At 62.5% G+C, this 11,904-nt stretch carries 12 protein-coding genes; 6 read left to right on the top strand and 6 right to left on the bottom strand.

The window, feature by feature from the left end:
- Positions 1-17: 17 nt before the first annotated feature.
- Positions 18-1,985, bottom strand: a complete 1,968-nt coding sequence (locus MGMSRV2_RS05075) for a lytic transglycosylase domain-containing protein (protein WP_024079276.1) — start codon at positions 1,983-1,985, stop codon at positions 18-20.
- Between the two features lie 162 nt (positions 1,986-2,147).
- Here MGMSRV2_RS05075 and dapA point away from each other — a divergent pair, with 162 nt between their 5' ends.
- Genes dapA through MGMSRV2_RS05060 form a run of 3 tightly spaced genes read left to right on the top strand, consistent with a single transcriptional unit; the run spans position 2,148 to position 4,175 of the window.
- Complete coding sequence (gene dapA / locus MGMSRV2_RS05070) at positions 2,148-3,020, top strand: 4-hydroxy-tetrahydrodipicolinate synthase (RefSeq protein ID WP_024079275.1); 873 nt, start codon at positions 2,148-2,150, stop codon at positions 3,018-3,020.
- Positions 3,021-3,024: 4 nt separating this feature from the next.
- The gene (smpB, locus tag MGMSRV2_RS05065) at positions 3,025-3,486 is read left to right on the top strand and encodes an SsrA-binding protein SmpB (protein WP_024079274.1); all 462 of its coding nucleotides are present in this window, start codon (positions 3,025-3,027) and stop codon (positions 3,484-3,486) included.
- A 29-nt stretch (positions 3,487-3,515) separates the two neighbouring features.
- Positions 3,516-4,175 (top strand): sulfite oxidase-like oxidoreductase, encoded by a 660-nt coding sequence (locus MGMSRV2_RS05060; RefSeq protein WP_024079273.1) that lies wholly within the window; start codon positions 3,516-3,518, stop codon positions 4,173-4,175.
- Here MGMSRV2_RS05060 and MGMSRV2_RS05055 read toward each other — a convergent pair whose 3' ends face one another.
- Positions 4,176-6,653: a sensor histidine kinase gene (locus tag MGMSRV2_RS05055; RefSeq protein ID WP_158497738.1), complete on the bottom strand. Its 2,478-nt coding sequence runs from the start codon at positions 6,651-6,653 to the stop codon at positions 4,176-4,178.
- Positions 6,654-6,861: 208 nt separating this feature from the next.
- On the opposite strand from MGMSRV2_RS05055, the gene MGMSRV2_RS05050 reads away from it, so the two are divergent.
- A complete protein-coding gene (locus tag MGMSRV2_RS05050) occupies positions 6,862-7,368 on the top strand; it encodes a phosphatidylglycerophosphatase A family protein (protein ID WP_024079271.1) in 507 nt (168 codons plus the stop codon).
- Positions 7,365-7,850 carry a CinA family protein gene (locus tag MGMSRV2_RS05045; RefSeq protein WP_024079270.1) on the top strand — a complete coding sequence of 162 codons (486 nt, stop codon included), beginning with the start codon at positions 7,365-7,367 and terminating at the stop codon, positions 7,848-7,850. Before MGMSRV2_RS05050 ends, MGMSRV2_RS05045 begins: the two co-directional genes overlap by 4 nt.
- Here MGMSRV2_RS05045 and MGMSRV2_RS05040 read toward each other — a convergent pair.
- A complete protein-coding gene (locus MGMSRV2_RS05040; protein WP_024079269.1) occupies positions 7,804-8,139 on the bottom strand; it encodes a hypothetical protein in 336 nt (111 codons plus the stop codon). The two genes, MGMSRV2_RS05045 and MGMSRV2_RS05040, sit on opposite strands and share 47 nt — an antisense overlap.
- Before the next feature lie 109 nt (positions 8,140-8,248).
- Between MGMSRV2_RS05040 and MGMSRV2_RS05035 the strand changes: the two genes are divergently transcribed.
- On the top strand, positions 8,249-8,884 hold the full coding sequence (locus tag MGMSRV2_RS05035; protein WP_024079268.1) for a cyclic nucleotide-binding domain-containing protein: 636 nt from the start codon (positions 8,249-8,251) through the stop codon (positions 8,882-8,884).
- A 2-nt stretch (positions 8,885-8,886) separates the two neighbouring features.
- Here MGMSRV2_RS05035 and MGMSRV2_RS05030 read toward each other — a convergent pair whose 3' ends face one another.
- The 3 genes from MGMSRV2_RS05030 to MGMSRV2_RS05020 all read right to left on the bottom strand — a co-directional run bounded on the left by MGMSRV2_RS05030 (position 8,887) and on the right by MGMSRV2_RS05020 (position 11,865).
- Positions 8,887-9,138 carry a hypothetical protein gene (locus MGMSRV2_RS05030; protein ID WP_024079267.1) on the bottom strand — a complete coding sequence of 84 codons (252 nt, stop codon included), beginning with the start codon at positions 9,136-9,138 and terminating at the stop codon, positions 8,887-8,889.
- Between the two features lie 101 nt (positions 9,139-9,239).
- On the bottom strand, positions 9,240-10,442 hold the full coding sequence (locus tag MGMSRV2_RS05025) for an acetate/propionate family kinase (protein ID WP_041633457.1): 1,203 nt from the start codon (positions 10,440-10,442) through the stop codon (positions 9,240-9,242).
- Positions 10,443-10,455: 13 nt separating this feature from the next.
- A complete protein-coding gene (locus MGMSRV2_RS05020; RefSeq protein ID WP_024079265.1) occupies positions 10,456-11,865 on the bottom strand; it encodes a bifunctional enoyl-CoA hydratase/phosphate acetyltransferase in 1,410 nt (469 codons plus the stop codon).
- Positions 11,866-11,904 lie beyond the last annotated feature (39 nt).

The raw sequence follows: 11,904 nt of genomic DNA, 5'->3' as shown, positions 1-11,904 counted from the left end.
CGCAGAAACTAGAAAAATCACGACGAACGGCGCGCCCATCGTTTCAGATCGGATTCAAACGAGGTTCCGTCAACCTGCCCCAGCTTACGGCGATAGATGGACAGGCTTTCCATCACCCGCTGTACATAGCCCCGGGTCTCGGTGAACGGGATCATCTCGATCCAGTCGATGACATCGACGGTCGGGTCGCGCGGGTCGCCATATTCCTTGACCCAGCGGCGCACGCGGGCCGGACCGGCATTATAGGCGGCCAGGGCCATGACGTACGAGCCCTCGAAATTGTCGATCATGTCGCCCAGATAGGTGCTGCCCAGGCGGATGTTGTAATCGGGATCATCCAGTTTCGACGGATTGAAGGCGACCTTGATTTCCCGTGCCACCTGCTTGGCGGTGGCCGGCATCAACTGCATCAGGCCACGCGCCCCCACCGGTGACTGCACCGCCTCCATGAAGCCGGATTCCTGGCGGATCAGCGCCAGAACCAAGGCCTTTTCCGGTCGGGTTTCCACCCCGATATGGGGTACCGGCCAACCGGCACCGACCAGGAACACGCTTTCGCGGTCGGCACGGCGGGCGATGGTGACGGCCAGATCGTTGCGGCCCTGCTCCAGCGCCAGCTTACCGACCAGAACGCGCTCGCCGGGCGAACCGGCCACTTCGTTCAGGCGCAGGAAGAAGGCGCGCAGATATTCGGTTTCGCCCATTTCCAGCATGATGCGGGTGGCGCGGACCATATCGCGGTTTTCAAACCGCTTGATTTCCTCGGCGCTGGCCTTGGGATCGGGCGGCAGCGGCCAATGATGGTCGTCCAGGCGCGATGCCGCCAACTGGCCGTAATAGGCGGTGAAATACTGAGCGCCGCGTCCATACCAATCCTTGGCGCCCTTGATGTCGGCGCGGGCCTCGGCGGTGCGCCCGGCCCAATAGGCGGCGCGTGAGCGCGACAACGGCGTCGTCACCTTGTCCCACAGCTTCTGGAAATGCACCGCCGCCGTTTCCTTGTCGTCCAGGAAGCGAAGCGCGATCCAGCCGGCCAGGAACTCGGCCTCGGCGAACTGGCTGTTGTCGTCGGCCAAAGCGTGATCGGCGGCCATCTGATAAGCGCGCGAGATCAGGCCTTTTTGCAGGGCACGCCGGGCCAGGATGCCACGCTCCTGCCACCACAGATCGGGCCGCACCTGATTGCGGGCGGGATGCGACAACAGGTCGATGGCGTCTTCGTCCATGTCCTTTTGCCGGCGCCAGCGCACCAGGTCGTAAATCAGGCCGGGATCGTTCTTCAACTCCTTCGGCACTTTGGCGATCAGGCCTTCCGGGTCGGACTTGCCGGCTTGCAGCGCCAGCCGCGCCTGGGCCAGCAGCCGGCGTTCCGGCGTCACCCGCAGCAACATGTGTTGCACCGGGCCATCCTGCTTGTCCCACAACAGCCGGTCCAGCCGCCGCCAATGATCATCGGGGTGCAGATAGTCGGCGAACTGGTCGAGGAACTGCTTTTCCTGAATGGTGCCGAAACCGCCGTCGATCCATGCCTTGCGCAAGACCTCGACCGCGCGCTCCTGCTGACCGGAACCGATCAGCGCCTTGGCCAGGGCCATGGCGCCGTCGACGGTGACCGGGTCACGACGTTTATACCAGTTGAGCACATGATCGGCGGGAGTGGCGGGACCGATGGCCTCTTCCGCCCGGCGATGCAGCGAATTCATCATCGGCCAGTCGGGCGACGAATCGATGAACGAGCCGATTTCCTCGAAACTGGCGCCCGACCTGGGATTGGCATAGGTCATCCAGCGGATCAGCTTGGGCAGCAGCCGGTCGGACGCCTGCATGGCCAGACGCTCGGCTTCGGCGAAGCGATCCTTGCGCGCAGCGGCGAACACCTGATCGTACAATTTGCGCTCGCGCGCCGGGATATCGGCGGCGGCAGGCAGTGCGAACGCCAGGGACACGCCAAGCACCAACAGGGCAGCGACGGTACGGACAAACAAAACAACACCTCCGACTAGCCGTCCGACCAAAGGCTGGACAGGTGGGCGCCATTCTAGGGAACCCTTGGGCTTACAAGCAAGCTGGACGGCGCCCTTGTACAGCGATTGGCTTGTCTGTAATGTGCCGGGTTCACAAATGTCCATTGTTTCAGGATGTCAACCATGTTCAAGGGATCGATCACCGCCCTCATCACCCCCTTCCGCGACGGAAGCGTGGACGATAGCGCGTTCCAGGACTTCGTCGCCTGGCAGATCGCCGAGGGCACCCACGGTGTCGTGCCCTGCGGCACCACCGGCGAGTCCCCGACGCTGTCCCATGATGAACACAAACGGGTTGTCGAACTGTGCGTGGAAGTGGCCAAGGGCAAAATCCCGGTCATCGCCGGCACCGGCTCCAACTCCACCGACGAAGCCATCGCGCTGACCCGCCACGCCAAGGAAGCCGGCGCCGATGCCGCCTTGGTGGTGGCACCTTATTACAACAAGCCGACCCAGGAAGGCCTGTTCCGCCATTACGAGGCCATCGTCAACGCGGTGGACCTGCCGGTGATCGTCTACAACATCCCCGGTCGCTCGGTGGTCAATATCAGCGTCGAGACCTTCGCCCGTCTGGCCAAGCTGCCCAATATCGTCGGCGTCAAGGACGCCACCGCCGATCTGGCCCGCCCGCTGCAAATGCGGGTCGCCCTGGGCGACAAGTTCTGCCAGTTGTCGGGCGAAGACGCCACTGCCACCGCCTTCAACGCCCAAGGCGGTGTCGGCTGCATCTCGGTGACCTCGAACATCGCGCCGAAGCTGTGCGCCGACATGCAGAACGCCTGGGCCAAGGGCGATCTGGCCACCTGCTTCGCCATCCGCGACAAGCTGATGCCGATCCACGATGCCATGTTCTGCGAAACCAGCCCCGCCCCGGTCAAATACGCCGCCAGCCTGCTGGGCAGGTCCACCGATCAGGTGCGCTTGCCGCTGGTGCCGGCGTCGGATGCGGCGCGGGCCAAAGTCAAGGCGGCCCTGGCGCAAGCCGGGCTGATCTGAACCCATGTCCCTGCCCGAACGCATCGCCGCCCAAAACCGCAAGGCACGCCACGAATACACCATCGTGGACACCATCGAGGCTGGCATCATGCTGGTGGGCACCGAGATCAAGTCCCTTCGGGCCGGTAAAGGCAACATCAGTGAAGCCTTTGCCGGACCCAACGGGGATGAATTGATCCTCTACAATGCCTATATCCCTGAATATCAGGCGAAGATGCCGTTCCCGCATGAAACCCGCCGCCCGCGCAAATTGCTGCTGCATCGCCGCGAATTGCGCAAGCTGGTGGGGGCCATCGCCAAGGACGGCATGACCCTGGTGCCGCTGGATATTCATTTCAACAATCGCGGCATCGCCAAGGTCCAGCTTGGACTCGCCAAGGGCCGCAAGGCCCACGATAAGCGCGAGGCCATCAAGCAGCGCGACTGGAACCGTGAAAAAGCACGGGTCCTGCGCAACCGGGACTGACGCTTTGCCGCCTGCCGACGAGGACTGATGTGAGCGAAGACGATGTGCCGCTTGCGGGCAAGATCAAGGACAAGCTGGTTGCCACCAAAGAGGCTTGGGCACGCGAAGGCCGCGGCCTGACCGGCAGCCATTCGCAAAATCGCCTGCCGCCGGGCCAACACGAAACCGTGGATTGGCCGGTACTGGATTTGGGCATCCAGCCCAATCTGGCGGAAAAGGACTGGTCGCTCAGTGTCGGCGGTGCGGTGGAAAATCCGCTCAAATGGTCGTGGGATGATTTCCTGGCCCAGCCGCAGACCGAACTGGTCAGCGACATCCATTGCGTCACCACCTGGTCGCGCTACGACAACACCTGGAACGGCGTTTCCGCCCGCCATCTGCTGGCCATGGCCAAGCCACGCGCCTCGGCGCGTTTCATCATGTTCCGCAGTTACGACGGCTATACCACCAACGTGCCGCTGGCCCGCTTCGCCGATGACGACGTGTTGTTGGCCCATTCCTGGCAGGGCGAGAAACTGACGCGGGAACATGGCGGGCCGGTGCGCGTGGTCATCCCCAAGCTCTACTTCTGGAAAAGCGCCAAATGGCTGCGCGCCATCACCTTCATGGATCAGGACAGCCCCGGATATTGGGAATTGCGCGGCTATCACGACGAAGGCGATCCGTGGACGGAGCAGCGTTACGGCTGATCAGATGTCCCAATTGGGCCCCGGACCCTTGCCACTGTTCTGATTGAGCGGCAGCCAGAACGCCACCTCGGTGCCTTCGCCCTTGCGGCTGTTGACCACCAGCGAACCGCCATGCAGTTCAACCATGGACTTGGCCAAGGGCAACCCCAGGCCGGTGCCTTCGTACTGACGTGACAGCGAGCCGTCGACCTGACGGAAGGGTTCCAGGGCCACCTGAATTTCGCTTTCGCTCATGCCGATGCCGGTATCTTGGACCTTGAGACGGATGCCGTCGTTTTCACGGCTGGCGCCGATGGTCACTTGCCCGCCTTCCGGGGTGAACTTGATGGCGTTGGACAACAGATTGACCAGGATTTGCAGGCAACGGCGGCGGTCGCCGTCGATGACCGGCAAATCCTTGTCCACTTCGCTGCGCAGCCTCAAACTATTGGCTCTGGCCCGGGTCTCCACCAGTCGCACGGCGGAATCGATCACCGGCGGGATTTCCACCGGGCCGAAATCCAGCGACATCTGGCCGGCCTCGATCTTCGACACGTCGAGGATGTCGTTGATCACCGCCAGCAGATGGCGGCCCGACTGGACGATGTCGCCGGCATATTCCTGATAACGGCTGTTGCCCAAGGGGCCGAACATGGAACCGGCCATCACCTCGGAAAAGCCGATGATGGCATTCAAGGGCGTGCGCAATTCATGGCTGATGGTCGCCAGGAACTCGCTTTTCGACCGGCTGGCCAGTTCCGCCTGTTCCTTGGCCCGGACCAGATCGCGGGTGCGTTCCTCGACCCGGCGCTCCAAATCCTCGTTGGCATCGGCCAGTTGCCGTTCCGCCGCCACCCGGTCGGATACATCGGTGGCATAGATGTTCACATAGCCGGCGCCTTTTACCGGCACCAGGGTCAGCGACAAAACCCGCCCGATAACCGGTAATTCCGCCTGAAGTTGGCGACCGGTGGCGAGAACCTCGGTAATGATTCCATGCCATTCGTCGGGTACCTTACGGCCCATGCCGGTGGCCCACTCGCTCAACAGCGGTTCGCTGGCAGGATTGGCGTGCAAGATAGCGCCATCGATGCCGATGCGCAGCACCGGATAGGGGCTTTGCGCCGGAAACAGCGCCAGGGAGTGGATCATCTGCTCGGCCCGGCGCTGTTCGGTAACCTCGGTCACCAGAATCAGATCATGGTCGATGCCGTCGGCGGAAAGCAGCTCATAGATACGTTCGGCACCATGGGTATCCAAGGCCACCAAGTCCTGACTGCCCCTGTTGCTGGCCTGGACAAAGGGGGAAAGACCGCCGCAGGTCTGCGACATCTCTTCCATCGCCCGGTTTTCCGCCACCGGACCATCATGGCCCAGACGCACGACCCCCACCCGCAGCAGATCGGTGACCGTCTGCAACAGACGCAGACGAGCGTTTTCCTCACGCACCAGAATGCGTTCCTCGTTCAGGCGCATTTTTTCGGCGGCTTCCGATTGCAAGGCCTGGCGTGAACGGCGCACCTCGGTGGCCAAGGTGTGAACCTGACGCACCAGCCCCAACAACTCGTCGCCGCCCTTGAACGCCGGCTCCTGCTTGCCGTTGACCGATTCGATCACCAGGGCAACCTGATCGATGATCTGGCGCAGCCGCAACGCCACCACCACCAGAACCAGCAGGAACAGACCGATCAGAGTGGCCGCCAGCACCGTGCGCTGTTCGCGTTCCTGGCGCAGCAAAGGCTCAGCCTGACGATCGGCATAGGCATGGGAAACGATGGTGACGAAGGCCGGCAGAAAGTCGATGCCGCCATGGTCGGGCAGTTCCTGGTAAACCGCCAGCCAATCGGTTTCCAACCGGGCCAGGGGCAACCCCATGGCAATCGCCGCCGGATCGCTGGAGGCGGCGACGACGCCATGGAACATGTCGGCGATGGCCACGGTCAAGTCACTGCCGGGAGCGAAACCGTGAGCGCGGGTCAGCAGGCCGGAATCCCAGCGGGTCAACACCACCAGACTGGCCCTTTGACCGGCGATGGCATGGACTGACACAACGTAAACATCGCCCCCCAAACGCTGGACGATGGCGCGGTGGGCGGCGTTGACCGGCAAGGCGGCGACGAAATCCTGCAACCCGGCCGGTGGAGGATGGGCACCATCGGACATCAGCCGACGGATGCGGTTGTTGCCGTCGATCACCGCCAGAAAGCTGATATCGGCTCGACTGATGGGGTCATGCAACAGGGGCAATTCCGACAACAGGCCGTCAACCGGCTTCTCCGTCGGAGAGAACCGCAATGACTGGCCCGCCAAATCGGAAACCGGAGATGAAGCTGCCAAAAACGCAGTATAGGTAAAATGGTTCTGCAAAATGGCCTGAAAGCGGGCCTGCCCAGCCTCGGCCTGAACCTTCAACTGATGATCGACGCTTGCATGAATGATGGCGTCGGTACGGGCCGACTGGACCATGTCCAAGCCGAACCACAGAATGACGGCGACCACGGTTCCCCCGGCCATCAACCTGTATGTCATGCTGAAACGGGAAAGCAGTCCCCCACCCGCCATCGATCCCCCCCGATAAATCCCCTTGATCGCCAGTCTCCCACGGTGTAGCGACAATGCCAGTGTGGCAAAGGGAAAAAGAGTTCGTCCAAAAGTATTAGACGCATATACTGACGGGCATAAACTGTCCGTCGCGCCGGATTGAAGGATGCATTCCTTGATATTTTTGACGCCGCCCAGGCCAGGGATTTCCCCCCTGCATCCGGCCTTTCTGCTGTCCACCTGGTTTGGTGCCGGCCTGCTGCCGCGGGCGCCGGGCACCTGGGGATCCTTGGCCGCCCTGCCTTGCGCCTGGCTGTTGATGGGCTGGGGCGGCACCATCGCCCTGCTGGGGGCCGCCGTGATCGCCGCCCTGGTCGGCTGGTGGGCGGCGGCGGTCTATGTCCGCCTGACCGGCGAGGATGATCCCAAAGAGGTGGTCATCGACGAAGTCGCCGGCCAATGGCTGGTGCTGGCGGCGGTTCCGGCCGAGCCCATGCTGTATCTGGTCGGCTTCATCCTCTTCCGCATCCTCGATATCTGGAAGCCGTGGCCGGCCAGCTTGGCCGACCGCGCGGTCGGTGGCGGATTGGGGGTCATGCTCGACGATCTGCTGGCCGCCCTTTACGGTGCCGCGATCCTCGCCCTGTTTTCCCTGTGGTGGAGCTTGCCATGACCGTGTTGCCCCCTGCCCTGCTGGCCTCGGCCCAGACGGTCATCACCCGCCACAGCCAATATCACACCATGGTCGCCACCGCCGAATCGTGCACCGGTGGCTTGGTTTCGGCGGCGCTGACCAGCATCGCCGGGTCGTCGGCGGTGGTGGAACGCGGCTTTGTCACCTATTCCAACCAAGCCAAGGCCGACATGCTGGGCGTGCCCATGGCCCTGATCGAACAAAGGGGTGCGGTCAGCGCCGAAGTGGCCGCCGCTATGGCCATCGGCGCGTTGGAACGTAGTCTGGCCCATATGGCGGTCTCGATTACCGGTATCGCCGGTCCCGGTGGCGCCAGCCCGGGCAAGCCGGTGGGGCTGGTCCACTTCGCCCTGGCCCGCCATGACGTGCCGCCGTTGACCCAGCATCGGGTATTCAGCGGCGACCGCGATGCGGTCAGGCTGGCGGCGGCTCTGTTTGCCCTGGAGCTTCTGGCGGGCTGACCGCCTGCATCAGGCATCGCAGGATGGCCAGGGGCACGGTCCCCGCCTCGGCCTCGCAATGGCGGTCACCCAGGCTAAGGGCGGCATAGGGTAAAACGCCACTGGCACCAAACCCCAGATGCAGATGCCAATCGGGCAACACTTGGCGAACCAAAGCCCGACTTTGATCGGTGGATTCGCTGTAAGCCAGGCAAGGCTGAGCGAAAAAATCGGCGATGAGACGATCCAGATCGGCAGCGCCGCCCTGGGCCACATTCAACCGGTGGGACAACTCATGATGATCAACCATTGGTAACACCAAACTTTGTACGGAATCTAAGGTCTTTAATATTATAATTGTGTCATCAGTTGTTTTGTCGCAAGATTCGCGCTTGGCAGGATTTTGGAACAAACAAATCATGGAAGAGTCCGCTTTTGGCGGCACTATTCAACTGGAACGGCAGATCATTCCCACCGGGGAACGTATCTTTGCTCAGGGCGACAACGGTGACTGTGCGTATATCCTGCTGCGCGGCAAGGTCACCTTGTTCCACCACCATGAAGGCCACCGTACCGAGGTCGGCGACATCTCGCCGGGCGAGATTTTCGGCGAGATGGCGGTTCTGGACGGCGGCAACCGCTCGGCTTCGGCCGTCACCACCGAGGAAAGCGAAGTTGCCCTGGTCCCTTACCCCATCTTCCGTCGCAAGCTGGAAGGGGCCGACCGTTTCCTGCAAGCCCTGATCGAATTGTTCATCCGTAACATACGCAATTCGTCACGGCTGTTTCTGCGCCGCCCGCGCTCGTTCCGCGATCACGTCAAGCAAATGCGGGTCTTTTCCTGGAACATGCGCCGCTTTGCCGGGCGCATGGACGACCCGGCCATGGCCGACGACGTCCTTGACGTCCTCGACCGCCTGGACACGGTGCTGACCGATTTGCAAAACGTGTCCGATCTGTGCCCGGACAAACGCCACGATCTGATCTTGGACGAAGAACTGAACGGCGTCGGCTTCGGCGACGTGATCAGCAGCGAAGGTCAGCGCAAACTTTAGGGTCAGTTCAGCGGTTGTGACTGGATCGTGCCACCGGCAGAGGCGGGCTCGACCGACGGCCCATAACCGACATCACGCATGGGCTCGTCGTTACGGCTGGTTTCCACCGCCGCCGGCTGTTGGCCTGACGCCCCCGCCGTCTGCTCCTGTTCCTTGGTTTTTTCGTAGCGCTTGACCCCATGCGCCGCCAAATCGACGACGGCGCATCCGGCCAAAGCGATCACCGACAAGAGGGAAACGGACAAACGCAGCATGGGAACCTCGAGGTTATCGGAGGCCGCACGCTACACCCGTTGGATTTTTTTTCGCAAGCGCGAAAGACGCCCCCAATCCTTTGTACTGGGGGCGCTTCAGCCTATTGCGCCGCCTGACGGATCTGCTTGAACACGTTGCGGGTGTGCTTGGCGATCATCATTTCCTCGTCGGTGGGAATGACGAAGACCGGAATACCGCTGTCGGCCTGGGTGATGGTCTGGGCATTGGCCAGATTGGCCGCCCCATCCAGGCTGATGCCCAGCCAACCGGCACCGTCGCACACCATCCGCCGCACCGGGGCGGAACGTTCGCCGATACCGGCGGTAAAGACAACACCGTCCAGCCCGCCCATGGCGGCGGCCAGCGACCCCAGCTCGCGACGGATGCGATAACAGAACAGGTCCACCGCCTCGGCGGCATGGGGATCGCTGCTTTCCAGCAATACCCGCATATCGTTGGAAACGCCGGAAACCCCCAAAAGACCGGATTGCTTGTACAGCAGGTTCTCGATCTGCTTGGAATTCATGCCTTTTTCATCCAGCAGATAGAGGATGACGCCGGGGTCCAGATTGCCGGTACGGGTGCCCATGGGCAAGCCGTCGACAGCGGTGAAGCCCAAGGTCGAGGCGACCGACCGGCCATTGTCGATAGCGCACATGGATGCACCCGAGCCCAGATGGCAAACCACCACCTTGCCGGCGGCGATCTTGGGGGCGATCTCGCCCAGGCGGCGGGCGATGAACTCATAGGACAGGCCGTGGAAGCCGTAGCGGCGCACGCCTTCGTCGGTCAGTTCGCGCGGCAAGGCGAAGGTGGTGGCTACCTTGGGATTGGTGGCATGAAAAGCGGTGTCGAAACACGCCACCTGCGGCAGGCCGGGATGGACCTTGGCCAGGGCACGGATAGGGGCGATGTTGTGCGGCTGGTGCAAGGGCGCCAGCGGGATCAGCTTTTCCAGGCCGTTCAACACCAGTTCGTCCACCAGCACCGGCTGCGAATAGCGCGCCCCGCCATGGACCACGCGGTGACCGGCGGCCACCAACCGGGCGTCGTCGAGATTGTCTTCCACCCAATCGATCAGGTGTTTCAGCAGATCCTCGTGGTGCAGATTGCTGTCCGCTGGCCAATGTTGCTCGGCCAGAACGGCGCCATCCGCCGCTTGGGCGATGAAATGGGGGGCAACATTGATGCCCTCGACCTGCCCCTTGGATTGCAGGCTGGGCTTGCCGTCGCCGTTCGACAGATAAAGCGAGAACTTGATCGACGAAGAACCGGCGTTGATGACCAGAATACCGTCACGCATGACCTGTTCCTTTCTATTGGGCGGCAACCTTGCCGGCGACGCGGCGAGCATGGGCGAACAACACGGCGACGGCGCAACTGGCCAGACGGGCCTTGGCCGAATCGGCGCGGCTGGTCAGCACGATGGGAACCCGCGCCCCCAGCACGATACCGGCGGCATCGGCATCGGCCAGATAGGACAATTGCTTGGCCAGCATGTTGCCGGCTTCCAGATCGGGCACCAGCAGGATGTCGGCCTGACCGGCGACGGGGGAATTGATCTTCTTGATCTTGGCCGCTTCCGCCGAGATGGCGTTGTCGAAGGCCAAGGGGCCATCCAGAATGGCACCGGTGATCTGGCCGCGATCGGCCATCTTGCACAAAGCCGCCGCCTCGATGGTGGAATTGATCTTGGGATAGACGGTTTCCACCGCCGACAGGATGGCCACCTTGGGCATCACCACGCCCATGCACAGGGCCAGGTCGATGGCGTTCTGGGCGATGTCCACCTTGTCTTCCAAGGTCGGATAGATGTTGATGGCGGCGTCCGAGATCAGCAGCATCTTGGGATAGGTCGGCACGTCCATGACGAAGACATGGCTGATGCGCCGCCCGGTGCGCAGGCCGGTGGCGCGGCTGGCCACTTCATGCATCATCTCGTCGGTGTGGAGGCTGCCCTTCATCAACGCCTCGGCTTGGCCGGTGCGGCACAGCTCCACCGACTTTTCCGCCGATTCGTGGCTGTGCTGGGTGTCGATGATGCGCAGGCCGGTCAGGTCGAAGCCGAATTCGGCGGCAAGCGAGCGAATCTTGGCTTCCGGCCCCACCAGGATGGGGTTGATCAGACCCAGCTTATAGGCCTCGATCGGGCCTTCCAGCGACACCTGATCGCACGGATGGCACACCGCCACCGAAATGGGGTCCAAGGCCGCGCAGCGCTCGATGATGTCCTCGAACACATGATGGCGGCGACGCAACGACACTTCATGCAATTCGGTGCGCGGCTGGATCACCTTTTGCGTCGGCGCCGTCACCCGGGCGATACCGGTGAACACTTGGGCGCCGTTCTGGTTGACCGCCTTGCAGGAGAAGACCACATCGGTGGGCTCGATCTTTTCCGTCACAATGATGAAAACGGTGACGGTGTCCCCCACCTCGACCGGCAATTGGAAATCGAAGCTTTGGCTGCGATAGACGGTGCCGGCACCGGGCAATTCGTTGCCCAGAACCGCCGACAGCAGCGATCCGGTCCACAGCGAATGCGCCATCACCTTGCGGTGATGGGCCAGGCTTTGCGCCTGCTCGGCATTGTAATGGGTGGGGTTGAGATCGCCGGTGGCGACGCCGAACAGTTCGACATCCTCCATGCGGCAGGTCCGGGTGACGCTGGCGCTGTCGCCGATCTTGATTTCAGCCCAGGTGCGGTTTTCCATCATCTCGACCATTGCCAACTCCATTTCCGGCACATCATGTTGCGTTGCGGA

The organism is Magnetospirillum gryphiswaldense MSR-1 v2 (genome assembly GCF_000513295.1).
Taxonomy (GTDB): domain Bacteria; phylum Pseudomonadota; class Alphaproteobacteria; order Rhodospirillales; family Magnetospirillaceae; genus Magnetospirillum; species Magnetospirillum gryphiswaldense.
This window is presented reverse-complemented; position numbering and strand designations above follow the sequence as displayed.

Excerpts from the sequence above, each read along its gene's own strand:
- MGMSRV2_RS05040 (WP_024079269.1), bottom strand. The coding sequence starts at position 8,139 with ATGGTTGATCATCATGAGTTGTCCCACCGGTTGAATGTGGCCCAGGGC.
- MGMSRV2_RS05050 (WP_024079271.1), top strand. The coding sequence starts at position 6,862 with ATGCATTCCTTGATATTTTTGACGCCGCCCAGGCCAGGGATTTCCCCC.
- MGMSRV2_RS05030 (WP_024079267.1), bottom strand. The coding sequence starts at position 9,138 with ATGCTGCGTTTGTCCGTTTCCCTCTTGTCGGTGATCGCTTTGGCCGGA.
- MGMSRV2_RS05035 (WP_024079268.1), top strand. The coding sequence starts at position 8,249 with ATGGAAGAGTCCGCTTTTGGCGGCACTATTCAACTGGAACGGCAGATC.
- smpB (WP_024079274.1), top strand. The coding sequence starts at position 3,025 with ATGTCCCTGCCCGAACGCATCGCCGCCCAAAACCGCAAGGCACGCCAC.
- MGMSRV2_RS05020 (WP_024079265.1), bottom strand. The coding sequence starts at position 11,865 with ATGGTCGAGATGATGGAAAACCGCACCTGGGCTGAAATCAAGATCGGC.
- MGMSRV2_RS05045 (WP_024079270.1), top strand. The coding sequence starts at position 7,365 with ATGACCGTGTTGCCCCCTGCCCTGCTGGCCTCGGCCCAGACGGTCATC.
- MGMSRV2_RS05025 (WP_041633457.1), bottom strand. The coding sequence starts at position 10,442 with ATGCGTGACGGTATTCTGGTCATCAACGCCGGTTCTTCGTCGATCAAG.
- dapA (WP_024079275.1), top strand. The coding sequence starts at position 2,148 with ATGTTCAAGGGATCGATCACCGCCCTCATCACCCCCTTCCGCGACGGA.